This window comes from Streptomyces sp. NPDC048523, from assembly GCF_043199815.1.
Taxonomy (GTDB): Bacteria; Actinomycetota; Actinomycetes; order Streptomycetales; family Streptomycetaceae; genus Streptomyces.
Map to the genome: position 1 here is coordinate 1 of NZ_JBICWQ010000006.1, position 24,894 is coordinate 24,894.

The following is a 24,894-nucleotide window of genomic DNA, read 5'->3' on the forward strand; positions in this document are numbered from 1 at the left end:
CTTCGGTCTTGCGTTTCCGACTCTATCAGACCGTTTCCGGTTCCGATTTCCTCGGTGCTTTCCAGGTTCCCGCTCTCGCGTTTCCCTTTCCGGCGCTCCCAACATTATCAGAAGTTTCGGGCCGGACTGACCGGCCATCTGTTTCCGATTTATCGGGAAGTAGCTTCTTTGAAATCAGGATTTCCAGAAGCAGACAGACACTCACCGCTGCCGAGCGGGATGAACCCGGCTCCAGGCAACTGTTCGAATCTACCTCCCCACAGCGTCCGTGTCAACGGCTCCTGTGGGGCGAAGGAGACAGTAGCAGCTCGGTACGGTCCCCCGCACATCAAGCAGCAGTAGGGACGGTGGCGCTGCGTTCGGTTGCCTCGACGTCGCCCGTGTCACCCGCACGCGCCGCCCGGCCGCCCAGGACAAAGACGTAGGCGAGGAAGGTCAGCTCCGCGACGATCCCGATGGCTATGCGGGCCCAGGTGGGCAGACCCGAGGGCGTGACGAAGCCTTCTATGGCGCCCGAGATGAACAGGACCAGGGCGAGGCCTATCGCCATGCCCACAGCGGCTCGGCCCTCCTCTGCCAGGGCGGTCCGTCGGGAGCGGGGGCCCGGATCGATCAAGGTCCAGCCGAGACGCAGACCTGTGCCGGCGGCGACGAACACCGCGGTGAGTTCGAGGAGTCCGTGCGGAAGTACGAGGCCGAGAAAGGTGTCGAGGCGGCCGGCCGAGGACATCAGGCCGACGCCCACACCGAGGTTGAGCATGTTCTGGAACAGGATCCAGAGCACCGGGAGGCCCAGGAAGATGCCCAGGACCAGACATGTTGCAGCGGCCTGTGCGTTGTTCGTCCAGACCTGAGCGGCGAAGGACGCGGCGGGATGGCTGGAGTAGTACGTCTCGTACTGGCCGCCGGGGCGGGTGAGCTCGCGTAGTTCGCTGGGGGCCGCGATGGAGGACTGCACCTCTGGATGGGTGCCGATCCACCAGCCGAGGAGGGCTGCGACGACCGTGGACAGCAGCGCAGTGGGCACCCACCAGTGTCGCGATCGGTAGACCGCGGCGGGGAAGCCGTATGCCAGGAAGCGGGTGACATCGCGCCAAGAGGCGCGGCGGGTTCCTGTGACGGCACTACGCGCGCGTGCCACGAGTTGGCTGAGTCGGCCGGTGAGCTGGGGGTCGGGGGCGCTGGACTGGATCAGGGAGAGGTGAGTGGCGGTGCGCTGGTAGAGGGCGACGAGTTCGTCCGTCTCGACGCCGTTGAGGCGGCGCTGGCGCCGGAGCAGGGCGTCGAGGCGGTCCCACTCGGCTCGGTGGGCGGTGACGAAGACGTCGAGGTCCATCGGTTTGCCTGCTCCTCGGCTGATCGTCGGCGGTCCGTCGTGGATGTCAGCTTGTCGTACTGCGGCGCGATGCGCCCTCAGCTTGGCAGACTGGTCGTTCACGAGGCAGGTCAGGGAAGGACGGCGGGCGTGAGTGAGCTGGTGACGGGCGAGGCGGTGGCGCTTGAATTGCGCCCCGCGAGGCTGCCCAGCAGGGCGTTGGCCGTGCTGATTGATCTGATCGTGGCCGTGGTCGTGTACATCGCCGTGACTGTCGCGGTGGTGGCCGCTTCCGCGTCTTTGGACGACGCGGCCCAGGTGGCGCTGTCCATCGCCGCGTTCCTGCTCGTCCTGGTGGGTGGGCCGATCGCGGTCGAGACGCTCAGCCATGGTCGGTCGTTGGGGAAGCTCGCTGTGGGGCTCCGTGTGGTGCGGGACGACGGCGGGCCCATCCGGTTCCGGCATGCGCTGGTGCGGGGTGCGATCGGTGTGGTCGAGATTCTGATGACGTTCGGAGTCGTGGCCTGTATCGCCTCGCTTGTCTCGGCGCGTGGGCGTCGGCTCGGTGATGTGTTCGCCGGGACGCTGGTCGTGCGGGAGCGGATTCCCGTGGCACCGAGCGGATTCGTGCCGCCGCCTCCGCCCTGGCTGGCCGGCCGGTTCTCCCCACTCGATCTGTCGGCGGTTCCCGATGGCCTGTGGCTTGCCATCCGTCAGTACCTGACGCGGATGCACCAACTCGATCCCCAGGTCGGCTGGGCCATGGCGGAGCGGCTGGCGTCCGATCTCGCGGCGCGTACGGGGGCTCCGGTGCCGCGGGACGTACCGCCGGGCGCGTATCTGGCGGCGGTGGTGCAGGAGCGGCAGGCCCGCGAGTCCCGGCGGGCGTTCGGCGGCGTTGCGGCGGGGGCCGGGGCGTCTCCTGGCGTGGTGCCCGGGCCTGCGTTCGGGATGCAGGCCGGCTACCCCTACCCCGGGGCGCGGCCCGCGGATCCGTCCTCTCCTCAGCCGCCTGTCTCGTACGGCGTCGAGGCGACTCCGGTCATGGAACGTCCTGGGGTCCAGGTCGAGGAGTCCTCCGACGGACCCCCGCCCGCGGTGCCGTCGGAGGGCAGGCCCGCCTCCGGGTTCGTCCCGCCGGCGTGATCCTGCCGGTGCTCGCGGCCCCACAGATGCCGGAGGGGGCATCCGCTGAGGTCGGTTCAGTCGAGCGGTGTTTCGGGGAACGTCGACGGCGGTGACTCGAGGTCCTCCAGCTCGATTCCGGGGGCTGCGAGGACCACGTCCCCGGCGATGTGCACGGTGTGCTGCTCGCCCGTGTCCAGCGCTGTGACCTGGTATTCCTCCACGGTCAGCGGGCCGTTGTCAGTGGCGTGTGCTTCTCTTTTCAGCAAGGTCCAGGACTGGTCCACGGTGCGCGGGGCGAGGACGGGTTCCGTGAAGGCCACGAGGCGTACGCGAGTTGCTGATGCGGAGGGGGTGAGGCGCAGGAGACGGGTGGTGGCGACAAGGAACGCGGGGGATGTGCCGGTGAAGGCGTGGGCGGGGACATTGCCTTCCGTGGCGTGGGTCCCGGTGGGGTCCGTGCGGACCCAGGTGACGCCGTCGAGCGCGGCACCGCGCACCTGCCAGCTCCCGGCGTGCAGTTCGAGACGGATGGGGCGGCCGAGCTCGTCGAGGGTGAGGTCGACCGAGCCGCTGTGACCTCCCGCGGGGGTGGTCAGTTGAGAGACGTAGCGCCAGCCGGACGGGCCGGGGGCGCATTGGAAGTGTTCTTCCGCGAGGGGGGTGTGATCGTGCGGATCGTGGAGCGAATAACGGCCGCGGGGCATGGGTGTCCTGGGTTCTGACGGGCTGTCCGGCCTGACGGTCACACGGCGAGGAAGCAGGGCCGAAGAAGGGTCCACAAGGCCAAAGGGGCAGGCCCCCGACACGGGGGTGCGGGGGCCTGCCTCGGAGGTACTACTGCTGTGCCGTACGGCTCAGTAGCGGTAGTGGTCCGACTTGTACGGGCCGTCGACCTCGACACCGATGTACGCCGCCTGCTCCGGGCGCAGCCGGGTCAGCTTCACGCCGAGCGCGTCCAGGTGGAGGCGGGCGACCTTCTCGTCGAGGTGCTTGGGCAGCACGTAGACGTCGGTCGGGTACTCGTCGGGCTTGGTGAACAGCTCGATCTGGGCCAGGGTCTGGTCCGCGAAGGAGTTGGACATCACGAACGACGGGTGGCCGGTGGCGTTGCCCAGGTTCAGCAGGCGGCCCTCGGACAGCACGATGAGCACCTTGCCGTCGGGGAACTTCCAGGTGTGGACCTGCGGCTTGACCTCGTCCTTGACGATGCCGGGGATCTTGGCGAGACCGGCCATGTCGATCTCGTTGTCGAAGTGACCGATGTTCCCGACGATCGCCTGGTGCTTCATCCTGGCCATGTCCGAGGCCATGATGATGTCCTTGTTGCCGGTCGTGGTGATAAAGATGTCGGCCGTCTCGACGACCTCGTCCAGCGTCGTGACCTGGTAGCCGTCCATCGCCGCCTGCAGCGCGCAGATCGGGTCGATCTCCGTGACGATGACGCGGGCGCCCTGGCCGCGCAGCGACTCCGCGCAGCCCTTGCCCACATCGCCATAGCCCAGGACGACCGCGGTCTTGCCGCCGATCAGGACGTCGGTGGCACGGTTGATGCCGTCGATCAGGGAGTGCCGGCAGCCGTACTTGTTGTCGAACTTCGACTTGGTCACGGCGTCGTTCACGTTGATCGCCGGGAACAGGAGAACCCCGTCGCGCTGCATCTCGTACAGGCGGTGCACGCCGGTCGTGGTCTCCTCGGTCACGCCGCGGATCTCGGAGGCCAGCTGGGTCCACTTCTGCGAGCCGTCGGTGATGGTGCGGTGCAGGAGTTCGAGGACGCAGCGGTGCTCGTCGGACTCGGCGGTGTCGACGGAGGGGACCTTGCCGGCCTTCTCGTACTCGACGCCCTGGTGGACGAGGAGGGTGGCGTCACCGCCGTCGTCCAGGATCATGTTCGGGCCGCCGGTGGGGGTGTTCGGCCAGGTCAGCGCCTGCTCCGTGCACCACCAGTACTCCTCCAGAGTCTCGCCCTTCCAGGCGAAGACCGGGACACCCTGGGGGTTGTCCACGGTGCCGTTCGGGCCGACGGCGATGGCGGCGGCCGCGTGGTCCTGGGTGGAGAAGATGTTGCAGGACGCCCAGCGGACCTCGGCACCCAGGGCGACGAGCGTCTCGATGAGGACGGCGGTCTGCACGGTCATGTGCAGGGAGCCGGTGACGCGGGCGCCGGCGAGCGGCTGCGTCTCGGCGTACTCCTTGCGGATCGACATCAGGCCGGGCATCTCGTGCTCGGCGAGGGTGATCTCCTTGCGGCCGAACTCGGCCAGGGAGAGGTCGGCGACCTTGAAGTCCTGTCGGTTGTCGACAGTCGTCATGTGGTGCTGCTCCTCGGGTTTGGGGCGCGGAAGTACTGCTCGTCTGCGCGGCGGCGGACACAGGGGTGCCCGAAGAGGACACAGGCATGCCCGGTGCGCGCAGCGCAGTCCGTCGGAGGCCCTCTCTCCCTCGGCCGGTCCGCGTGCGGACCGCCCGACCGCCATCAGCAGCGACGTCTGGCTCCGTCCCAAGCTACACCGGTCGGCCGGGGCACCCCAGTCCGCCTCCGAATACATCAGGCCGATCACGAGCCGTGGTCCGGGACGCGGGCCGGGTGTCGTCAGCCGTCCTGACAGGGTGCCGTGACGGCGGTGACAGCCGGCGTACGAACTGGGAAACGGGCGGCAACGTGCGGTAACCGACCAGGTCATCCGGGAACTTTTGCTCCTTGGGCGGCCTGGGCAGGTGAGGGGAGATGTGAAGCGATCGGCACAGCTGATCGATCTTGCGGGGCGTCCGGGGCGGCGTTTCCGTGTGGCAAAGGCGTGAGGAGATCGACGTGACCAATCCGGACGGACCTCCCCCCACGGGCGGCGGCAGAGAGCAACAGCGGGTGAAGCTGCTGGCGGTGACCGCGTGCCCGACCGGCATCGCGCACACGTACATGGCCGCGGAGAAGCTCGCGCAGGCCGCCGCGAGCCGTGGCATCGACATGAAGGTGGAGACGCAGGGATCGATCGGGGCTGAAAACGTCCTGGATGACAACGATGTCAGCACCGCGGACGGGATCATCGTCGCCGCGGACAAGGACGTGGACCTGAGCCGTTTCGTGGGCAAGCGGGTTCTGACCGTGGGAGTGGCGGAGGGGATTCACCAACCTGAGCGGTTGATCGAGCGGGTGCGGTCGGCGCCGGTGCACACGTCGGGCGAGGCCCCGGCCGCGTCCGTCTCGGGCGGCGGCAAGGAGCGGAGCGTCGGCTACAAGGCGCTGATGAACGGGGTCAGCTACATGATTCCGTTCGTGGTGGTCGGCGGTCTGCTGATCGCGATCTCGCTCTCGCTCGGCGGGCACACCGACCCGTCCGGCGGTCTGGTCATCCCGAAGGACTCCTTCTGGATGGACGTCAACAACATCGGCGTCATCGGCTTCACGCTGATGGTGCCGATCCTTTCCGGATACATCGCCTATGCCATCGGGGACCGCCCGGCCCTCGCCCCCGGCATGATCGGCGGCTGGATCGCGAACACGGGGTCGCTGTACGACTCGAAGGCGGGCGCCGGGTTCATCGGGGCGATCGTGACCGGGTTCCTCGCCGGGTATCTCGTGCTGTGGATCAAGAAGGTCAGGGTCCCGAAGTTCGTGCAGCCGATCATGCCGATCATCGTGATCCCGATCGTGGCGACCACGGCGCTCGGGTTGTTCTTCATCTACGTCATCGGGCAGCCGATCTCCTGGGTGTTCGAGCACCTCACCGACTGGCTCGGCGGGATGACCGGCACCAGCGCGATCCTGCTGGGGGCGGTTCTGGGGCTCATGATCGCGTTCGACATGGGCGGCCCGGTCAACAAGACGGCGTTCCTGTTCGGCACGGGGCTGATCGCGACCGGCAACCAGACGGTCATGGGCATGTGCGCGGCCGCGATCCCCGTCATGCCGCTGGGACAGGGCCTGGCCACGCTGATACGAAAGCGGCTCTACACCGAGCAGGAGCGGGAGACGGGGCTGGCCGCGTTGTTCATGGGCTGCTTCGGCATCTCCGAGGGTGCGATCCCGTTCGCGGCGGCGCGCCCCGCGCAGGTCATCCCGGCCAACATGCTCGGTGGCGCGGTGGCCGGCGCGATCGCCGGTGTCGCCGGGGTCGAGGACGCGGTGCCGCACGGCGGGCCGATCGTGGCAGTGCTGGGTGCGGTGAGCGGGGTACCGGTGTTCTTCATGGCCGTGCTGATCGGCACGGTGGCCACCGCGCTGACGACGGTCATGCTGGTCGACATCGGTGAGCGGCGGCGCAAGAACGCGGCGCCGGTGGCCGGGCCGCGTGTGACCGGACCGGGCGTGGGCGAACCGCTCGAGCCCGAGCTGGTCGGGGTGGGCGCCGGTGCGGCGGCCGGAGGGGCCGCCGGAGCCGTGGTGGCACAGCGAATCGTCACGCCGCTGAGCACGCCCACGCCTGTCACGGAGACGACACCGGCCGAGTCTCCGAAAGCCGCGGAACCCGACGCCAGTGCCGAGGTCGGTGCGGATGCGGATGTTGATGCTGAAGTCGACGTCGATGTGGCCGCCAGGACAGGCGGCGCCGGGGCCGAAGCCAGCAGTGTCCACGCGGCAGCTGCCGACGGAGCCGTCGCGGCGGAGGCCCCTCGCGAGGTCCTCTCCGGCTATCTCACCGACCAGGCCGTGAAGGTCGGCCTCGATGCCCGGGACAAGGCGGCGGCCGTACGGGAGATGGCGGAGTTGCTCGCACGGACCGGCAAGGTGGTGGACGTGGACGAGCTGATCGCCACCGCCTTGCGGCGGGAGGAGCAGGGAACCACCGGACTCGGGGAGGAGATAGCGATCCCGCATGCCAAGACGGACGCCGTGACCGCGCCCGTCGTCGGGTTCGCACGGTCCGCCGAAGGCATCGAGTGGGGCTCGCTGGACGGTACGAAGGCCAGGCTGGTCTTCATGATCTCCGTGCCGGAGGCGGCCGCGGGCGACGAACACCTGCGCATCCTGGCCCTGTTGTCGCGCAGGCTGATGGACACCGGATTCCGGGAGCGGCTTCTCACGGCGCCGGACAAGAGGGCTGTGCTGGACGTGCTGAGCGAGATCAGGTGAGCGAAGGGCCCGCGCACCCGTTTGCGGGAACGCGGGCCCGTACGGCCGCTGCGGACCGGTGATCAGTGCTCGGCGGGGTGCTGTGCCGGTCCCCCCGGGGTCGCCTCGCGGTCGGGGCCCTTGAGGGCCTCGGCCTCGCTGTAGATGTCCGGTTCGAGGTAGATGACACGGGCGATCGGGACGGCCTCGCGGATGCGGGACTCGGCCGCGTTGATCGCGGAGGCGACTTCGCCGGCCGTGTCGTCGTGCTGGACGGCGATCTTGGCGGCGACCAGCAGTTCCTCGGGGCCGAGGTGGAGCGTGCGCATGTGGATGATGCCGGTGACGGTGTGGCCGTCGACGATCGCGGCCTCGATCTTCTGGACCGCCTCGACGCCGGCGGCCTCGCCGAGCAGCAGGGACTTGGTCTCCGCCGCCAGGACCAGGGCGATCAGGATGAGCAGGATGCCGATGCAGAGGGTGCCGATGCCGTCCCAGATGCCGTCGCCGGTGAGCAGGGCCAGGCCGACGCCGCCGAGGGCGAGGACCAGGCCGACGAGTGCGCCGAAGTCCTCCAGGAGCACGACCGGGAGCTCGGGCGCCTTGGCGCGGCGCACGAACTCCTTCCAGGAGAGGTCGCCGCGCAGCGGGTTGGACTCCTTGATGGCCGTCCGGAAGGAGAAGCCCTCGGCAATGATCGCGAAGACGAGGACACCGACCGGCCAGTACCAGTGCTCGATCTCGTGCGGGTGCTTGATCTTCTCGTAGCCCTCGTAGACGGCGAACATGCCGCCGACCGAGAAGAGGACGATGGAGACCAGGAAGGCGTAGATGTAGCGCTCGCGGCCGTAGCCGAAGGGGTGTTGCGGGGTGGCCTCGCGCTGGGCCTTCTTGCCGCCGACGAGCAGCAGGAACTGGTTTCCGGAGTCGGCGAGCGAGTGCACGCCCTCGGCGAGCATCGAGGACGAGCCGCTGAACGCGAACGCCACGAACTTCGATGCCGCGATCGCGAGGTTGGCGCCGAGTGCCGCCACGATCGCCCTGGTTCCGCCTGACGCGCTCATCTGGTCGCGTTGTCCCTTCGCCTCAAGTGCCTCTACGCCGTCCAGGCTCTTTGCCCGTCCTTTGCCGGAGGGCCATTCTTGCAGCCCCGCCGGCACGGACGTCTCAGCCGTCCACAGGGCCGGTCATACGATCACACGTCTCAGTGGTCCATGTCGGTCACACGATCACGGTCGCCCGGAAGACCGTGCCCGCGCCCGACACCTCGGCCTTCTCGCCCGCCGGTACGAACACCGACTGGCCGGGGCTCAGTTCGTCTGCCCCGACTCGCACGGAACCTGCCGTGCAGAGCACAATCTGCGGGGTCGGACGGGTCAGGTCGTGCGGGGCGACGCCCTCGGGAAGGACATACCGGGACAGTCGGAACTCGTCGATGGGGGTCTCGTAGACCTCCTCGCCGTCGGGGGACGCCTCGGGGCGCAGTACGCCCGGGTCGGCGGCCTCGAAGCGGACGATGCGCAGGAGCTCGGGGACGTCGACGTGCTTGGGGGTCAGGCCGCAGCGCAGGACGTTGTCGGAGTTGGCCATGATCTCGACGCCGAGGCCGCTGAGGTAGGCGTGCGGGATGCCGGCGCCGAGGAACAGGGCCTCGCCGGGCTGGAGCCGGACGTGGTGGAGGAGCATCGCGGCGATGACGCCCGGGTCACCCGGGTAATGGTGGGCGATGGCGGCGTAGGGGGCGTGGTCGCCGCCGAGGCGGGCGCAGGCGGCCGCGGCCTCGGTGACCGTGTGGGCCATCTCCTCGCGGTCGGCGGTCAGGACGGCCGTCAGGACCTCGCGCAGGGCCGCCTCCTCGGGGCGGGCGTGCAGGAGGTCGACGTACGGCTTGAGGGAGTCGACACCGAGCGCGTCGAGCAGCTCGGCCGCGCGCGCGGGTTCACGGAAGCCGCACAGGCCGTCGAACTCCGTGAGCGCGCAGATCAGTTCGGGCTTGTGGTTGGCGTCCTTGTAGTTGCGGTGGCCCGCGTCCACGGGGATGCCGCGGCGCTCCTCGTCGTCGTAACCCTCCTTCGCCTGGGCGAGGTCGGGGTGCACCTGGAGGGAGAGCGGGGCGCCCGCGGCGAGGATCTTGAGCAGGAAGGGCAGGCGGGGGCCGAACTTGGCGACCGCCTCGGCGCCGAGCTCCTTCTCCGGGTCCGCGTCGATGACCTCGGCGAGGGTGCCCCGGCCGGTGCGTGAGGGGGCTCCCGGGTGGGCGCCCATCCACATCTCCGCCTGCGGTTCACCGGTCGGCCGGATGCCGAGGAGTTCGGGGATGGCGGTGGTGGATCCCCAGGCGTAGGGGCGGACGGTGTTCTCGAGGCGGTCCATCAGGCTCTTTCTCCACGTACGGCTTTCAGGGCGTCCCGTAAACGTCAGGCCCCCGAGGCGAGCGCCAGGTAAACGGCGGCGAAATCCGTGACGGCGATCAGTTCCGCGAGGGTCTCGATCTCGCCCCCGGGCTCCGGTTCCAGCTCGCTGATCGGCGTGTCGTGGCTCAGGGCCAGGTCACGGGCGGCCGGGGCGGCGCTGAGTCCGCCGATCGGACGGTCGCGAAGGAGCACCACGCGTGCGCGTAGCGCGGGGGACTCCTCGACACGGTCGCGGAAGAAGTCGTCGGGGTCGGCGCTGGCGGCCAGCGGTCCGGCGAGCAGCGTGCTGTGCGCGGCGAGGGCTTCGGGCAGTTCGCAGACCACGGACGGGCGGCCGGAGAGCTCGGCGAGGGCCGCGGCGAAACGACGGCCCGCCGGGCCTGCGGAGGTGCCCTCGGTCCAGATCACCGGGAGCGCGTCGGCGAGTTCGGAGGCGAGGGTCTTGGCCGGGTTGCTGTAGGTCGCGATGGCGGGGCCGCAGCGCTCGGCGATGTGGTCGAGGCGACCGGCGATCTTCTCGAGGGTGTCGGGCGGGGCGGTGAGCAGGCCGGTGCGGTCGAGGATCGCGAGGAGCGGGGTGAGCAGGGCCCACAGGACGCCGGGGGCGGATGCGGTGAGGGACGTGTCCTGCTCGTACGGGGCGGTCGCCATGGGCACGAACAGGCCGTGGGCGCCCTCGACCGCCTCGAAGAGCGGGGTGCGGGCGGGGGCCACGGCGACAACCGTGCAACCGCGGCGGTAGGCCTGGTCGGCGAGCAGGGACAGGCCCGGCTCAGTGCCGTCGGGGGTCGCGATCAGAAGCAGGTCGACCGAGCCCGCCCAGCCCGGGAGTTCCCAGCGCAGGGCGCCCGCGGCGGGGGCGACGCCGGTGGGGGCGAGGCGGGTGACGGGGCTGCCGGCGCCGGCGAGCGTGCCGAGGAGGTCGGCGACGTGGGTGGCGGCGGCGCCGGGGCCCGCGATGAGGATCGCGCGCGGGCGGCCGTCGGGCTTGAGGTCGTTCACCCCGGCCTCGACGGCGAGCCGGGCCGCTGTGCGGACGCGGGCGCCGGCCTCCGCGGCGCCGCGGAGCAGGCCTCGGCGGTCGGCCTCCGAGAGGGCCTCGGGGGTGTCCAGCAGCGATTCGTCGAGCATGGGCGGCAGCCTCCGATCGCCGGGTCTCCGGGACGCCGGCTTGTCGCTTCACCGGGTGTCGTCGGTCGCGCGGGTCCGGGACACCGGGGTCGCTGTGGGTCGCTGTGTCGTTGTCGCTCACGGCAGCGGGGAGCTGTCCCGCCTACGGCGACAGCGGGGCGTTACGCGGGGCGGCGGGCCTCGTCGACGAGGAGAACGGGGATGCCGTCGCGGACGGGGTACGCCAGGCCGCAGTCCCGGCCGGTGCAGATCAGCTCGCTGTCCTGGTCCTTGAGGGGGGCGTGACAGGCCGGGCAGGCGAGGATCTCCAGGAGGCCGGCTTCGAGCGGCATGGGGGTTCCCTTCGGGGCGATACGGCTGCTTGTGCGGATGTGCCTGGTCAGGGTACCGCCGGGGAGAGTTGGGCGCGGGGGTTGGGGCGAGGTCGCCGGTTGGGGTCCCGTCGCGGGTTCGCCCCGCGCGGGGGCTGCGCCGCGTGGACAGCGACTGGGGCGAGGGGACGTGTCCCGTGGACTGGCTGGACTGGCTCGGATCTGCGACCGCCCGGGCCCACCGGGCTCCGCTCCAGCCCCCTCCCGGGCCCCGCCCCGCGACGGGTGCGCGAAATGGCCACAGATCTGCGGCCACTGGGGCCCTGGCTCCGCCCCTGCACCTCCGCCGGGGCCGGTCCCCGGCCTCGCGGGGATCCGCCTCAAATCCGACCAGGCCCCGCCACCCGGCCCCGTCGGCCATCGAGGTGCGCCCCGCACTCACGGGCCGGACGAACTGCGATGCTCGGGCCGACCGCCTTGTGCGCAGCAACCCTGCGGGGTCCGGGATGGGGCATGCGTGCCGGCGCCTCCCACCCAGCACCGGCCGGCGGTTCGCCCCACGAACACGCCTCGGTCCGGGAGTTCCGTCAGGCCCTGATGACCGCCAGTACCTCGTCCCTGACCTTCGTCATCGTCGCCTCGTCCCTGGCCTCGGCGTTCAGGCGCAGGAGGGGTTCGGTGTTGGAGGGGCGGACGTTGAACCACCAGTCGGGGGTGGTGATCGTGAGGCCGTCCAGTTCGTCGAGCTGCACGCCCTCCTGGCCCTCGTAGGCCGTCTTTATGGCCTCCAAGCGGCCTGCCTGGTCGGCGACCGTGGAGTTGATCTCGCCGGAGCCGACGTAGCGGTCGTACTGGGCCACCAGGGACGACAGCGGGCCCTCCTGGCCCCCCAGCGCGGCCAGGACGTGCAGGGCCGCCAGCATGCCCGTGTCGGCGTTCCAGAAGTCCTTGAAGTAGTAGTGCGCGGAGTGCTCGCCGCCGAAGATGGCGCCGGTCCTCGCCATCTCGGCCTTGATGAAGGAGTGGCCCACGCGTGTGCGTACCGGTGTGCCGCCGTTCTCCTCGACGACCTCCGGGACCGACCAGGACGTGATCAGGTTGTGGATGACCGTGCCCTTGCCGCCGTGCCTGGCGAGCTCCCGGGAGGCCACGAGGGCGGTGACGGCGGACGGGGAGACCGGGTCGCCGTGCTCGTCGACGACGAAGCAGCGGTCGGCGTCGCCGTCGAAGGCGATGCCGAGGTCGGCGCCCTCCTCGCGGACGCGCTTCTGGAGGTCGACGATGTTGGCCGGGTCGAGGGGGTTGGCCTCGTGGTTCGGGAAGGTGCCGTCCAGCTCGAAGTACATCGGGACGGTGTCCAGGGGTAGTCCGGCGAAGACGGTCGGGACGGTGTGGCCGCCCATGCCGTTGCCCGCGTCGACGACGACCTTCAGGGGGCGGATGGAGGTCAGGTCGACGAGGGAGAGCAGGTGGGCCGCGTAGTCCTCCAGCGTGTCCCGATCGGTGATCGTCCCCGTCGAGGCCGCCGGCTCCGGGGCGCCCGTCTCGCTCCACCGCTCGACCAGTTCGCGGATCTCGGCGAGCCCGGTGTCCTGGCCGACCGGGGCGGCGCCCGCGCGGCACATCTTGATGCCGTTGTACTGGGCGGGATTGTGGGAGGCCGTGAACATCGCGCCCGGCAGGTTCAGCGCGCCGGAGGCGTAGTACAGCTGGTCGGTCGAGCACAGCCCGATCTCGGTGACGTCCACACCGAGGGCGGCCGCTCCGCGGGCGAAGGCGCGCGACAGGGCGGGAGACGTGGGCCGCATGTCGTGACCCGTCACGATGGCGCTCGCCCCGGTCACCTGGACGAAGGCGGCACCGAAGAGCTCGGCGAGCGTCTCGTCCCACTGGTCGGGAACGACTCCGCGCACGTCGTACGCCTTCACGAGCTGTGACAGATCAGCCACGGCCAACCCTTCTGAAAGTCCTGTCGGTCACCACAAACTACCCGTAGCCAGTGACAGCGGGTTGTGCGGGAGCCGAGTGGACTCCGACGCCCGCAGGAGATGCCCGCAGGAGACAGGACAGGTCAGTTGTCGGGAGAGCGCAGCACCCGGAGATGACCTCGGCGCGCGACCTCCATCGGGTCGGCCCGCCGGGCCCCGCCCGCCTCGGCGGCGCGCTCCTGCGGACGGGCCGCCTCGCGCACGGCGTTGGCAAGCGCTTCCAGGTCGTCCCCGCTGGGCCGGGCCGGAGCCGAGGCGTCGAGGAGCCGGACGACTTCCCAGCCGCGCGGGGCGGTGAGGCGCTCGGAATGCTCGGCGCACAGGTCGTAGCAGTGGGGTTCGGCGTAGGTGGCGAGCGGGCCGAGGACCGCGGTCGAGTCGGCGTAGACGTACGTCAGCGTCGCGACGGCGGGACGGCCGCAAGCGGTGCGCGAACAGCGACGTACAGGGCTCACGACGTTGGACGGTACCGCACTCTTGAGCGGGCCGCGACGACTCTCCCCCAGGTCACTCCACCGTGTCGTGCTGTGAAACGCCCCACACGCCACTCCGATCACACCACCATGACCTGCGCGGACGCCCCTTTTCGAGGGACCGAACACATCTGAGTCCGGTCACCACTCGACCCAAACCATGCCAATTGGCTTGAGATCGACGGCTCGGAGAGATATGGAATCGAGCCGAAACCTTGGCTGGAATGGCCAACTGCCGACACGCCGTACGAGGTGGGCGTACGTGGTTTAGGACCGCGTCCGGGGTACCGCGTGGGGGTCGGGCGCCGGAGGGCGGCGAGGATTACCCTTCACCAGTGATGGACAACCCCGTACCGCCCCGCGCCACCAGCCCCGGGCCCCGCCGCCGTGATCGCCACGGACGGGGCATGCGCGGGCCGATCGCCCCGCCGCAGGTGCCGCTCGCCGCGAGCCGGGCGGAGGCGTTCGCGGACCTGGTGCAGGACTCCGTGGAGCGCCTTGAGCGGCGCTGGCCGCAGCTCGCCGACATCGACTTCCTGGTCCTGGAGGTACCCCGGCTGGACGGACAGTCCTGGAACGACGAGGCGGTACCGCTCGGCGGGACGATCGCCGCGCGTGAGGGGCGCCCCGCGCGCGTGGTCGTCTACCGGCGCCCGGTGGAGATCCGCACCAAGGGACGCGACGAGCGGGCGGCGCTGGTGCACGAGATCGTCGTGGAGCAGGTGGCCGAGCTGCTGGGGCTCACTCCCGAGACGGTCGATCCGCGGTACGGCGAGGACTGAACCGCCCGCGGATCGTCCCGGGCTACTTCTGGAGCACGGACAGGTCCTGGTCGGCCTCCGGCACGGCCACCATGCCCCGGTCGTTCGGGAGCGCCTGGATGGTGAAGCCCGGGACGCCGTCCTCCGTCGCCGCCAGGGTGCGGGCGCCGTAGACCGGGCCGCCCGAGACGTGCTCCACCGTGAGGGCGTACGTGCCCTTGAGGCCGGTCGGGGTGGGGGCCTCCACATTCTGGGTGGTGCCCGCCTTGAGGGTGAACGTCTTCGAGACGGCCTCGCCGCCCTCGCTGCCCGCCGAGGCCGTGACCTTGACGGTGGCCCCGCGCGTGGGGGCGGTCAGGGACAGCGTGGTGCCCTTGGCGCTGTTGTCGGCGACCGTCGCGCGGGTGCCGACGGGACGCGTGGCCGGGATGAAGGCCGTCTCCTGGTCGTCGCCCTTGCCGCGGACGACCCGCAGCGCGGCGACCACCGGCACGGAGGTGTCGGTGGAGGTCAGGACCAGCGAACCGGCCTCCCCGCGCGTGACGTCACCTAGGTCGGCGGAGGCCGTCATGCCGGCCTTCACATGCAGCGTCTCGTTCCCGGCGGGGGTGATCAGGCCGGACGGGGATGCGAGCTGCACCTTCAGGTCGGCGTCGGAGTCGCCGGGCGCGAAGGCGACCAGGCGCACCGCGGTGGCGTCCTTCGGGATGCCGGGCAGCACCAGGCTGCCGGACGGGTCGGTGGATGCTGCCAGCCAGTCGCCGCCGAGCTTGTCGTCCAGCGCCTGCACGGCCGCGCCCACGCGCCCGCTGCGGACATTCACATGGACGGTGAGGTTCTCCTGCTTCTCCTCGGTGAGCGTGGACAGCAGGATCGGGTCGCTGGAGTGCGGCGCGACCGTGATGCCCTCCCCCAGCGTGGAGTCCAGGGCGCCGTCCTTGCCGTAGAGCTCGATGTCGACGACGGCGGCGGAGTCGTCGGGGTTGGTCAGATGCACGTAGTCGGTGCGGTCGGCGGCCGTGCTCGCGCCCGGAAACCAGAACTCGGTGTCGGGAGCCGAGCAGTTGACGCCCTGCAGCCCTCGTCCGGAGCCCGCGGCGACCTCGGTGGTCTCCTGGACGGTCCAGCCCGGCGCGAACTCCCCCTCGGCGGTGCCGACGAGCGCCGGTGCGTCACCGCCGGAGGTGTCACCGGTGGCGGGCTTGCCGGGCTCCCCGGGTTCGAGGACCGGCTTGCCGGCCTTCTTGCCCTTGCCCTTGCCCTTGCCCTTGCCCTTGCCCTTGCTCTTGCCGTCCGATTCCTCGGCCGCCGCCTGGAGTTCGGCCCTGCCGCCGCTCCCCGCGTCCTTGGTGACGGGCGTGAAGGACGTGTACGACGTCTCCGCTATGTCGGAGGTGCTGGGCTGCGGGCACAGCAGGCTGGTGCGCTCCACGGGCAGCGCGACGGCCGTCCCGGCGGTGCCCGCGGCCTTCGGTGAGCTGAGCGTGGCGAACCCGGTGACGGCGGCGAGCGCGGCGGTGCCGGCGATGAGGGACACGGTGGTGCGGTTCACTGCTGACTCCCGTCGGGGCGCTCACTGCCGGTGGGGTCCGGTTGCTGCTGCGCCGGGTCGTACGCGGGGTCGTAGCCCTGGTCGTACTGCTGCTGCTCGTACTGGCCGCCGTACGTCTGGTCGTACGGCGTCTGCTGGTTCTGCCCGCCGTAGGCGTACGGGTCGTACTGGCCGCCCTGGTAGGGGTCCGCCTGGTACGGCTGCTGGTCGTAGCCGCCCGCCGGGTACTGCTGGGCGGTGTCCTGGTACTGGTCACCGGCGTAGGTGCCGTACTCGGCGTTCGCGTGGCTCGGGGCGTCCCAGTCGCCGTAGGACTGCTGCTGCGGGACCGCGGCGGGGGCCTCCTGCGGAGGTGCGGGGAAGTCCTCGGGTCCGGTGCTCTCCTCGGCCTCGGCCTGGGCGCGCAGTCGGCGGGCGCGGCGGCCCTCGCCGGCCACGGCCTGGGCGGGGACCGTCGGCTCCTCGGGGAGGTCGTCGTCGACGTCACGGCGGCGGCCGGGCAGGGCCATCACCACGAGGACGACGGCGAGGAAGCCCTGGATCCACAGCCATAGGGTGTGGGTGAAGGGGTCGTCGAAGGTGACGTCCAGCTTGCCGCCGGAGGCGGGCAGTTCGAAGCCCTGGGCCCAGCCGTCGACGGTGGTGCGGGTGAGCGGGCTGCCGTCCAGGGTGGCCGTCCAGCCCTCGTCGGCGGTGTCGGCGAGGCGCAGGATGCGGCCGTCGGCGCCGGACGGGATCGTGGTGTGGATGTCGACGGGGCCCGCGGCCACCGGCTGCGCGGTGCCCGCACCGGACTTCGCGACGATCGTCGCGCGCGCGACCTCCTGGTCGACCCGCCACAGTCCGCTGCCGTCCTGCTGGCTGAGCCGGGTCAGGCCCGGCGTGGCGTCCAGTACGCGCGTGACCTCGCGGGGCGCGCCCTTGTGGACGAGGACGTACCGCACGGCGAAACCGCCGAGCTGGTCCGCCTGATCGGCGCCGGAGCCGGCGACGAGGTTGGCGACGACCTTGTCCAGCTTGCCGTTCTCACCGTCGGCCGCGGCGAGTTCGGCGTCGCCGAGGCGGGCGCCGGAGCCGCGCACCAGCATGTAGCCGACGTGGGCGGAGGAGTCGCTGTCGAGGACGAGGGTGCGGGCCTGGTCGCGGGTACCGCTCTCCTCGGCGACGAACGCGGGCACCTGGACGGGGTCGCGGCGCTCCAGCGGTCCGTCGGCGCCGCCGATCATCCAGCCGGCGGCGACGAGCAGCGGGCCCGCGGCGGAGGCGAAGGCGATCAGGGCGGCGACCGGCTGGCGCCAGCCGAAGCTCTGCTCGGCCACGCGTGCGCGTGCCCCGTCGGCGCCGAGCACGGCGGCGGCGAGCAGGGCGAGGCCGTAGACGAGGGTGGCGGGGCCGGCCCAGGTCGATTCGTTGGACAGGACCGCGAAGACGAGGCCGACCAGGGCCACCGCCCAGGCCGTCCAGATGCCGAACTGCCGCTCGCTGCGCAGCAGAGCGGCCAGGGCTGCCAGCACCACGCCGATGAGCATCAGCCCGTCGACTGTGCCGGGTCCGCCGGGGCTCGCGCCGAGCAGGTCGAGGGCGGAGGCGGCCGAGGAGCCGTATTCCAGGCCCGCCTGCTGGAAGAACCCGAACGGGAGCAGCGACAGCGACCAGGGCGCGAGGACCAGCAGGGGGGTGCCGAACTGGGCCAAAAAGCGCAGGCCGTAGGCGGTGATGTCGGTGCGGCGCACGGCGAGCAGGCCGATGCCGAGGATCAGCGTGATCGGCCAGATGATCGGCGTGAACGCGGTGGTGATCGTGAGCAGGAGGGCGAACGCCCAGGTGGCGCGCCAACTGCCACGCGCGCCCGTGCTGCGCGTCAGGCCGCCGGCCGCGACGCCCGCGCGCGCGAGGAGCGGCAGCAGGACGGCGAGGACGGCGGTGCCGACGCGGCCGCCGGCGAGGGCTCCGGTGGCGGCGGGCAGGAAGGCGTAGACGACGGCCGCCCACGCGCGCAGAAGGCGGGACTCGACGAGCGGGCGGGAGGCGAAGTACGCCGTGAAGCCGGCCAGTGGCACCGAGCAGACCAGCAGGACCGTCAGGGCGAGACCGGTCGAGCCGAACAGCACGGAGGACAGCGCGGCGATGATCGCCAGGTAGGGCGGCGCGGACGGGGTGCCGCCGGCGCCCACCGCGTGCCACGCGTCCGCGTAGCGCGACCACAGCTCGCTCGCGTCGGCGGGCGCGGGCAGCAGGGCACCGCCCGACAGCGCGCCGCCGCCCAGGAGGTTGCGGCAGGCGACCAGGGCGACCAGCAGCAGCGCCAGGAAGAGCACCGGGCCCGGCTTGCGGGCGATGCGCTTGAGGCGGGCGAACTGTTCGATCTCCAGGAATTCGGCGTCGTCGCCGCCGGGGCCGGACTCGATGCCGCCGCCGTGGCGTCCCGCCGTGGATGCCTCGGCGTCGGAGCCGCCGAAGAGGTTGCCCGCGACCTGCTCCACGGTGGCCCGCACGGTCGCGCCGGGCGGCGGGAACAGCTGTCTGAGCTCGTCCTTGTCGACGACCGGCGTGCCGCGCCTGTTCCGCCCGGCGATGATCCGCTCGGGCCGCAGCAGGGTGCCGAGGAGACCCCGGATCTCGTCGAGAGCCTGTCCGGGGACCTTGCCGACGAGGTAGGCGACGGTCCGCAGCAGGGTGCCGACGACCAGGCGCACCAGCACCCAGGGCAGCGCCGCCGTACGGGCGTTGACGAGCAGGGTGTAGGCGGCGCCGGCCTTGTCGACCTTGTGCGGGGAGGCGGTGGTGCGGCCCGCGCAGTCGACGGCACGGCGCTCACGGGAGGCCGCCTCGGCATGGCGTACGACGGCCTCGGGGGCGATGAGGACGCGGTGGCCGGCGGCCTGGGCGCGCCAGCACAGGTCGACGTCGTCCCGCATGAGCGGCAGGCGCCGGTCGAAGCCGCCGAGCTGCTCGAAGAGGTCGCGGCGGATCAGCATGCCGGCGGTGGACACCGACAGGACGGACCGGACGTGGTCGTGCTGGCCCTGGTCCTGTTCGCGGCGGTCCAGGCCCGTCCAGCGGCGGCCGGAGTTGGCGATGGAGACGCCGACCTCCAGGAGCTGCCGCTTGTCGTACCAGCCGCGGAGCTTGGGGCCCACGACGGCGACGTCGTCGCGGCCGAGGTCCAGTTCGTTGTCCACGACGCGCAGCAGCTGGGCCAGGGCGTCGGGCTCGGGGGCGCAGTCGTCGTGCAGCAGCCACAGCCACTGGACCGGCTCGCCGTGCGGCAGCTCCGGCAGGTCGTAGGCGTCGTCGCGCCACGTGCGCGTGACCGGGTCCCAGCCGCTCGGTCGCTTGAGGTACGGCAGCTCGTCCGGGGTGAGGAGGGGGGCGGTGCGGTTCGCCTCCTCGACGGCCTGGCCGAAGCCGGTGCGCCGGGCGAGGTGCAGGACCCGGTCGGCGCCGAGGGCGTCGGTGACCAGCTGGGCCGAGTCGTCCGCGCTGCCGGTGTCGGCGGCCATGGCGAACTGGACGGGGCGCTCCTGGCCGAGCAGCCCGGCGAGCGCGTCGGGCAGCCAGCGGGCGCCGTCGTGGGAGACGAGCACCGCGGTCACCACATGGCGCGGGAACTCAGGGGTGGCAGCGAGGTCTTGGGCTGCCGTGTGGCTGTGCACGGACATCGAGGTACGGGCCCCGGTTCGGTGGACTGCGGTGGACGCCTGTGCCCTGAGGGGGCGGCGAGGCGTCTCGGACGAGCGCCCACACTATCGGCTGGGCAGGACGACGGCCCGCCGCCTGTGGATAACCCAGGTGCGACGGGCCGTTCGGTTGCGTACGGAAAGTGCGGTGGAGCCTGTCTCGCCTCAGACGGCGGCCTTCTTCAGCCTGCGGCGTTCGCGTTCCGACAGGCCACCCCAGATGCCGAAGCGCTCGTCGTTGGCGAGGGCGTATTCGAGGCACTCGGAGCGGACCTCGCAGGAGAGGCAGACCTTCTTGGCCTCGCGGGTGGAGCCGCCCTTCTCGGGAAAGAAGGACTCGGGGTCGGTCTGGGCGCACAGTGCGCGCTCCTGCCAGCCGAGTTCCTCGTCCGCGTCGTCGACCAGCAGTTGCTGCACCAGCTCGGTCATGTGCGCCCCTCGTCTGTCTTCGCGTCCCCGTGTGACGGCCGTTACCGATTTCGGCTGAACGACACGAGTGAAATTACAAGTGTGCTGCTCCGGGCGAGTCAAGCCGAGATCTGCTATTGGGCCCCTTATTCACTCTGCGGAACCAAGGCCTAGCTGAAAGTGTTCAAATCGGCATAAACCTTGACAGGCAGACGAGACCCGAGAGGGCTACCGAGCCGCGCCAGGCCTTGGGGACCTGTGCAGGGAAGGACGCCCGTCAGTTCGAACTCGTTCCGTACGCACCCGGGGAAGTCGCGGTGAACTCACGGCCCGTGCGCCCGGTTGTGCGCCATGTGTCCCGGTCGACGCCTGAACAAACCTTTCACCATGGAGATGGACCGGATGAGGTGAAACATGTCCCACTTCCAGGGTGTCGAGTTGACAGTGAAGGTGTGAGCCGCTGTCCTTGTGGGCATGCTCGCGAACTTGGCACTCACCTCGACCCGCACGGCCGGGTCCCACGGTGCTGCCCGCGCTCGCTGTAGCTGTTGTTGCTGTTCCAGCTGTTGAGCCCATCGCGCTCCGGCTGCTCCTGAGTCCACCGTGACTCGGCTGCTTGTGCCCCGCCCGCACCAGGGCATTCCTGTCTTCCCGTGAGCCGGGCGGACGGTACGTGACACCCAGCCAGCCCCCACTCTTCGCCGAGGACCACCGCACCCCATGAACAGCGACAACGACCTCCAGATCGCCGGCGACCTCCTCGAGGTCCCGCACCTCCTCCAGGCCCCCAGCGAGCACCCGGCCACCGTCGCCGACTTCGTCGGACTCGCCCGCTCCCTCGCCGCCGACCGCTCGCAGTGGGCGCACCTCGTCCAGTACGACGCGGCGAGCCGCTGGTACCACCGGCTGCGTACCGGGCCCGGCTACGAGGTGTGGCTGCTGTCCTGGGTCCCCGGTCAGGGCAGCGGGCTGCACGACCACGGCCGCTCCTCCGGGGTCCTCACCGTCCTGGAGGGGGCGCTGACCGAGCGGACCGAACGCGGCACGCGCACGCTGGGGGCGGGAGGGCAGCGGGTGTTCGCGCCGGGGTACGTGCACGAGGTCGTCAACGACGCGCTGGAGCCGGCGGTGAGCCTGCACGTCTACTACCCGGGCCTGACGGAGATGCCGATGTACACGGCCTGCACCGCCCGTGAGTCCTACGACGAGGTGGACGTCGTAACCGCGTGACGCGATGTCGTACCCGCCTGCAAGACTGGCTTCCATGCGAATCGTGGTTCTGGCAGGCGGCATCGGTGGTGCCCGTTTCCTGCGTGGTCTGAAGCAGGCCGCGCCGGACGCGGACATCACGGTCATCGGCAACACCGGGGACGACATCCACCTCTTCGGACTGAAGGTCTGCCCGGACCTCGACACGGTGATGTACACGCTCGGCGGCGGCATCAACGAGGAGCAGGGCTGGGGGCGGGCAGACGAGACCTTCCACCTCAAGGAGGAGCTCGCCGCGTACGGGGTGGGGCCCGAGTGGTTCGGGCTCGGGGACCGGGACTTCGCCACGCACATCGTGCGGACGCAGATGATCGGTGCCGGGTATCCGCTGAGCGCGGTGACCGAGGCGCTGTGCGACCGGTGGAAGCCGGGGGTGCGGCTGATCCCGATGACCGACGACCGGGTCGAGACGCATGTCGCGGTCGAGGTCGACGGTGAGCGCAAGGCCGTGCACTTCCAGGAGTACTGGGTGCGGCTGCGGGCGTCCGTGCCGGCCCACGCGGTCGTGCCGGTGGGCGCGGAGCAGTCCAAGCCGGCGCCGGGGGTCCTGGAGGCGATCGCGGAGGCGGACGTCGTGCTGTTCCCGCCGTCCAACCCCGTCGTGTCCGTCGGCACCATCCTCGCCGTGCCCGGTATCCGTGAGGCGATCGCCGAGGCCGGGGTGCCCGTCGTGGGCCTGTCCCCCATCGTCGGGGACGCGCCCGTGCGCGGCATGGCGGACAAGGTGCTGGCAGCGGTCGGCGTCGAGTCCACGGCCGCGGCGGTCGCCGAGCACTACGGCTCGGGGCTGCTGGACGGCTGGCTCGTCGACACCGTGGACGCCGGCGCGGTCGAGCGGATCGAGTCGGCCGGCATCCGCTGCCGGGCCGTACCGCTGATGATGACCGACCTCGACGCGACCGCGCGGATGGCACAGGAGGCGCTGGAGTGGGCGGAGGAGGTGCGCGGAGCGTGAGCAGCGAGGCGTCGCAGGGGACGCGGGGCGCGGCGGAGACGCCGGAAGCGGTGGCCGGGTCCGACGCTGTCGGTGGCGCGGTGGGCGGGGGTTACCGCGTGTGGGCCGTCTCCGGGCTGCCCGAGGTCGCGCGGGGGGACGATCTCGCCAAGCTGATCGCCGGCGCCGAGCCGGGGCTTGTGGACGGGGACGTTCTGCTCGTCACCTCGAAGATCGTGTCCAAGGCGGAGGGGCGGGTCGTCGAGGCGGGCGACCGGGAGGCCGCGATCGACGCCGAGACCGTGCGGGTCGTGGCGCGGCGCGGGCCGCTAAGGATCGTGGAGAACCGGCAGGGGCTGGTGATGGCCGCCGCCGGGGTGGACGCCTCCAACACCCCTGCGGGGACCGTGCTGTTGCTGCCCGAGGCCCCGGACGCGTCCGCGCGGGCGATCCGGGACGGGCTGCGGGACGCCCTCGGGGTCGACGTCGGGGTGGTCGTCACCGACACCTTCGGGCGGCCCTGGCGCGCCGGGCTCACCGATGTCGCGATCGGCGCCGCCGGGGTGCGGGTGCTGGACGATCTGCGGGGCGGGACGGACACGTACGGCAATCCGCTGAGCGCGACCGTCGTCGCGACGGCCGACGAACTGGCCGCCGCCGGTGATCTCGTCAAGGGCAAGGCGGCCGGGCTGCCCGTCGCCGTCGTGCGCGGGCTGGCGCATGTCGTGGCAGAGGGTCACGGGGAGGGGGCGCGGGCCATGGTGCGCCACGCGCGCGACGACATGTTCCGGCTGGGCACCTCGGAGGCGGTCCGGGAGGCGGTCACCCAGCGCCGTACCGTACGGGCCTTCACGGACGAGCCCGTCGACCCCGGAGCCGTGCGACGGGCCGTCGCCGCGGCCGTCACCGCGCCGGCGCCGCACCACACCACGCCGTGGCGGTTCGTGCTGCTGGAGTCCGAGGCCTCGCGGACCGGGCTGCTGGACGCCATGCGGGACGCCTGGATCGCCGATCTGCGGCGGGACGGGAAGTCCGAGGAGTCCATAGCCAAGCGGGTGCGGCGCGGGGACGTGCTGCGCAAGGCGCCGTATCTCGTCGTGCCCTGTCTGGTGATGGACGGATCGCACACGTACGGCGATGTGCGCCGGGACGCGGCCGAGCGGGAGATGTTCGTCGTCGCCGCGGGGGCCGGGGTGCAGAACTTCCTCGTCGCGCTGGCCGGGGAGCGGCTGGGGTCGGCGTGGGTGTCGTCCACGATGTTCTGCCGCGATGTGGTGCGCGAGGTGCTGGGGCTGCCGGAGGACTGGGATCCGATGGGGGCTGTGGCGGTCGGGCATCCGGCGGAGGAGCCCCGGCCCCGGCCGGAGCGGGACGCGGGGAGCTTCATCGAGGTGCGGTAGTGGACCTCTGCTTGCGCCTAGTCTCATAGGGCTGCTCCCCCGGTTCCTCTCGTATCCCAGGACTTCACTCGTGGCAGGACGTTTCGCTCCGCGACCCACGCGTACGACCACGCGCGGCGGGGAGGTCGTCGTGCCCGCCGCCCGGCGGGAAGCGGCGCCGGTGCAGGCCCCGCTGGTGCGGAGGTGGACGCCGGGGTGGCCCGTCGATCTCGGGCTGGTGCTCGGGGCGCTGCGGCGCGGGCCCGCTGATCCCACCTTCCGGGCTCTTCCGGACGGGTCCGTGTGGCGGGCCAGCCGTACGCCCGCCGGGCCGGGGACCCTGCGGGTGTGCGTGTACGGCGGTGAGGTGCGCGGTGAGGCGTGGGGGCCGGGGGGTGAGTGGCTGCTCGCGCGGCTGCCGGAGCTGCTCGGGGCCGCGGACGATCCTTCCGCCTTCGTGCCCCGGCATCGGGTCGTGGCGCATTCCTGGCATCGGCGGCCTGGGTTGCGGCTGACGCGGACCGGGCTGGTGCTGGAGTCGTTGATCCCTTCCGTGCTGGAGCAGAAGGTCACCACCGACGAGGCGTACCGGGCCTGGCGGATGCTGGTGCGGAAGTTCGGGGAGCCGGCGCCCGGGCCCGCGGCGGGTGGGCGGCTGTGGGTGATGCCGGCGCCCCGGACCTGGGCGTTGATTCCGTCGTGGGAGTGGCACCGGGCCGGGGTGGACAACAAGCGGGCCTCGACGATCCTGCGGGCCGTGCGGGTGGCCGCGCGGCTGGAGGAGGCGGTGGGCATGTCTCCGGCCGCCGCGCAGGCCCGGTTGGAGGTCGTGCCGGGGGTGGGGCCGTGGACCTCCGCGGAGGTGGTGCAGCGCAGTCACGGCGCGGCGGACGCGGTGACCGTGGGGGATCTGCATCTGCCGGGGATCGTGGGGTTCGCGCTCGCCGGGGACCGGGACGCGGATGACGCGGCGATGTTGTCGTTGCTGGAGCCGTACGCGGGGCAGCGGCATCGGGCGGCTCGGTTGATCCTGCTGAGTGGGCGTACGCCTCCCAGGCGGGCGCCGAAGATGACCCGGGGAGACATCGGGCGGTTGTGACC

General features: G+C 71.5%; 19 protein-coding genes. 7 read left to right on the forward strand and 12 right to left on the reverse strand.

The window, feature by feature from the left end:
• Nucleotides 1-328 precede the first annotated feature (328 nt).
• Nucleotides 329-1,336: a stage II sporulation protein M gene (locus tag ACGFWE_RS29280; protein WP_352388093.1), complete on the reverse strand. Its 1,008-nt coding sequence runs from the start codon at nt 1,334-1,336 to the stop codon at nt 329-331.
• 129 nt (nt 1,337-1,465) lie between these two features.
• On the opposite strand from ACGFWE_RS29280, the gene ACGFWE_RS29285 reads away from it, so the two are divergent.
• On the forward strand, nt 1,466-2,461 hold the full coding sequence (locus tag ACGFWE_RS29285) for an RDD family protein (protein WP_352388095.1): 996 nt from the start codon (nt 1,466-1,468) through the stop codon (nt 2,459-2,461).
• Nucleotides 2,462-2,517: 56 nt separating this feature from the next.
• Here the strand turns inward: ACGFWE_RS29285 and ACGFWE_RS29290 are convergent, their stop codons facing one another.
• Together ACGFWE_RS29290 and ahcY are read right to left on the reverse strand one after the other, a co-directional pair.
• Nucleotides 2,518-3,147 carry a hypothetical protein gene (locus ACGFWE_RS29290; protein ID WP_352388097.1) on the reverse strand — a complete coding sequence of 210 codons (630 nt, stop codon included), beginning with the start codon at nt 3,145-3,147 and terminating at the stop codon, nt 2,518-2,520.
• A gap of 150 nt (nt 3,148-3,297) precedes the next feature.
• The gene (gene ahcY / locus ACGFWE_RS29295; protein ID WP_393602820.1) at nt 3,298-4,755 is read right to left on the reverse strand and encodes an adenosylhomocysteinase; all 1,458 of its coding nucleotides are present in this window, start codon (nt 4,753-4,755) and stop codon (nt 3,298-3,300) included.
• 500 nt (nt 4,756-5,255) lie between these two features.
• On the opposite strand from ahcY, the gene ACGFWE_RS29300 reads away from it, so the two are divergent.
• The gene (locus ACGFWE_RS29300; protein WP_393602822.1) at nt 5,256-7,514 is read left to right on the forward strand and encodes a fructose-specific PTS transporter subunit EIIC; all 2,259 of its coding nucleotides are present in this window, start codon (nt 5,256-5,258) and stop codon (nt 7,512-7,514) included.
• A gap of 62 nt (nt 7,515-7,576) precedes the next feature.
• Here ACGFWE_RS29300 and ACGFWE_RS29305 read toward each other — a convergent pair whose 3' ends face one another.
• The 6 genes from ACGFWE_RS29305 to ACGFWE_RS29330 all read right to left on the reverse strand — a co-directional run bounded on the left by ACGFWE_RS29305 (nt 7,577) and on the right by ACGFWE_RS29330 (nt 13,843).
• Nucleotides 7,577-8,557 carry a cation diffusion facilitator family transporter gene (locus ACGFWE_RS29305; protein WP_393602824.1) on the reverse strand — a complete coding sequence of 327 codons (981 nt, stop codon included), beginning with the start codon at nt 8,555-8,557 and terminating at the stop codon, nt 7,577-7,579.
• Nucleotides 8,558-8,714: 157 nt separating this feature from the next.
• Complete coding sequence (gene manA, locus ACGFWE_RS29310; RefSeq protein WP_393602826.1) at nt 8,715-9,866, reverse strand: mannose-6-phosphate isomerase, class I; 1,152 nt, start codon at nt 9,864-9,866, stop codon at nt 8,715-8,717.
• Nucleotides 9,867-9,910: 44 nt separating this feature from the next.
• Nucleotides 9,911-11,038, reverse strand: coding sequence for an SIS domain-containing protein (locus ACGFWE_RS29315; RefSeq protein ID WP_352388107.1), 1,128 nt, complete (start codon nt 11,036-11,038; stop codon nt 9,911-9,913).
• Nucleotides 11,039-11,199: 161 nt separating this feature from the next.
• A complete protein-coding gene (locus ACGFWE_RS29320; protein ID WP_352388109.1) occupies nt 11,200-11,370 on the reverse strand; it encodes a Trm112 family protein in 171 nt (56 codons plus the stop codon).
• A gap of 566 nt (nt 11,371-11,936) precedes the next feature.
• A complete protein-coding gene (locus tag ACGFWE_RS29325) occupies nt 11,937-13,304 on the reverse strand; it encodes a phosphomannomutase/phosphoglucomutase (RefSeq protein WP_393602829.1) in 1,368 nt (455 codons plus the stop codon).
• Nucleotides 13,305-13,420: 116 nt separating this feature from the next.
• A complete protein-coding gene (locus tag ACGFWE_RS29330) occupies nt 13,421-13,843 on the reverse strand; it encodes a DUF3499 domain-containing protein (RefSeq protein WP_352388874.1) in 423 nt (140 codons plus the stop codon).
• 305 nt (nt 13,844-14,148) lie between these two features.
• Between ACGFWE_RS29330 and ACGFWE_RS29335 the strand changes: the two genes are divergently transcribed.
• On the forward strand, nt 14,149-14,592 hold the full coding sequence (locus ACGFWE_RS29335; RefSeq protein WP_352388875.1) for a metallopeptidase family protein: 444 nt from the start codon (nt 14,149-14,151) through the stop codon (nt 14,590-14,592).
• A 22-nt stretch (nt 14,593-14,614) separates the two neighbouring features.
• Here ACGFWE_RS29335 and ACGFWE_RS29340 read toward each other — a convergent pair whose 3' ends face one another.
• The 3 genes from ACGFWE_RS29340 to ACGFWE_RS29350 form a co-directional block, all read right to left on the reverse strand.
• Nucleotides 14,615-16,123, reverse strand: coding sequence for a DUF5719 family protein (locus ACGFWE_RS29340; protein ID WP_393602831.1), 1,509 nt, complete (start codon nt 16,121-16,123; stop codon nt 14,615-14,617).
• Nucleotides 16,120-19,785 carry a glycosyltransferase family 2 protein gene (locus ACGFWE_RS29345; RefSeq protein WP_393602833.1) on the reverse strand — a complete coding sequence of 1,222 codons (3,666 nt, stop codon included), beginning with the start codon at nt 19,783-19,785 and terminating at the stop codon, nt 16,120-16,122. The genes ACGFWE_RS29340 and ACGFWE_RS29345 overlap by 4 nt, the downstream gene beginning before the upstream one ends.
• Before the next feature lie 183 nt (nt 19,786-19,968).
• Nucleotides 19,969-20,232 (reverse strand): WhiB family transcriptional regulator, encoded by a 264-nt coding sequence (locus tag ACGFWE_RS29350; protein ID WP_003990679.1) that lies wholly within the window; start codon nt 20,230-20,232, stop codon nt 19,969-19,971.
• A gap of 699 nt (nt 20,233-20,931) precedes the next feature.
• Between ACGFWE_RS29350 and ACGFWE_RS29355 the strand changes: the two genes are divergently transcribed.
• The 4 genes from ACGFWE_RS29355 (at nt 20,932) to ACGFWE_RS29370 (ending at nt 24,892) form a co-directional block, all read left to right on the forward strand.
• Entirely contained in the window at nt 20,932-21,441 is a 510-nt protein-coding gene (locus ACGFWE_RS29355; protein ID WP_352388118.1) for a cysteine dioxygenase family protein, read from the forward strand.
• A 34-nt stretch (nt 21,442-21,475) separates the two neighbouring features.
• Nucleotides 21,476-22,435, forward strand: coding sequence for a 2-phospho-L-lactate transferase (gene cofD / locus ACGFWE_RS29360; protein WP_393602835.1), 960 nt, complete (start codon nt 21,476-21,478; stop codon nt 22,433-22,435).
• A gap of 50 nt (nt 22,436-22,485) precedes the next feature.
• Complete coding sequence (locus ACGFWE_RS29365) at nt 22,486-23,814, forward strand: coenzyme F420-0:L-glutamate ligase (RefSeq protein ID WP_393603448.1); 1,329 nt, start codon at nt 22,486-22,488, stop codon at nt 23,812-23,814.
• Between the two features lie 70 nt (nt 23,815-23,884).
• Nucleotides 23,885-24,892, forward strand: coding sequence for a DNA-3-methyladenine glycosylase 2 family protein (locus ACGFWE_RS29370; RefSeq protein ID WP_352388122.1), 1,008 nt, complete (start codon nt 23,885-23,887; stop codon nt 24,890-24,892).
• Nucleotides 24,893-24,894: the final 2 nt, after the last annotated feature.

Bases quoted from the DNA above. Each gene is read 5' to 3' on its own strand.
- ACGFWE_RS29280 (WP_352388093.1), bottom strand. From the start codon at position 1,336: ATGGACCTCGACGTCTTCGTCACCGCCCACCGAGCCGAGTGGGACCGC.
- ACGFWE_RS29290 (WP_352388097.1), bottom strand. From the start codon at position 3,147: ATGCCCCGCGGCCGTTATTCGCTCCACGATCCGCACGATCACACCCCC.
- ahcY (WP_393602820.1), bottom strand. From the start codon at position 4,755: ATGACGACTGTCGACAACCGACAGGACTTCAAGGTCGCCGACCTCTCC.
- ACGFWE_RS29305 (WP_393602824.1), bottom strand. From the start codon at position 8,557: ATGAGCGCGTCAGGCGGAACCAGGGCGATCGTGGCGGCACTCGGCGCC.
- manA (WP_393602826.1), bottom strand. From the start codon at position 9,866: ATGGACCGCCTCGAGAACACCGTCCGCCCCTACGCCTGGGGATCCACC.
- ACGFWE_RS29315 (WP_352388107.1), bottom strand. From the start codon at position 11,038: ATGCTCGACGAATCGCTGCTGGACACCCCCGAGGCCCTCTCGGAGGCC.
- ACGFWE_RS29320 (WP_352388109.1), bottom strand. From the start codon at position 11,370: ATGCCGCTCGAAGCCGGCCTCCTGGAGATCCTCGCCTGCCCGGCCTGT.
- ACGFWE_RS29335 (WP_352388875.1), top strand. From the start codon at position 14,149: ATGGACAACCCCGTACCGCCCCGCGCCACCAGCCCCGGGCCCCGCCGC.
- ACGFWE_RS29345 (WP_393602833.1), bottom strand. From the start codon at position 19,785: ATGTCCGTGCACAGCCACACGGCAGCCCAAGACCTCGCTGCCACCCCT.
- ACGFWE_RS29350 (WP_003990679.1), bottom strand. From the start codon at position 20,232: ATGACCGAGCTGGTGCAGCAACTGCTGGTCGACGACGCGGACGAGGAA.
- ACGFWE_RS29355 (WP_352388118.1), top strand. From the start codon at position 20,932: ATGAACAGCGACAACGACCTCCAGATCGCCGGCGACCTCCTCGAGGTC.
- cofD (WP_393602835.1), top strand. From the start codon at position 21,476: ATGCGAATCGTGGTTCTGGCAGGCGGCATCGGTGGTGCCCGTTTCCTG.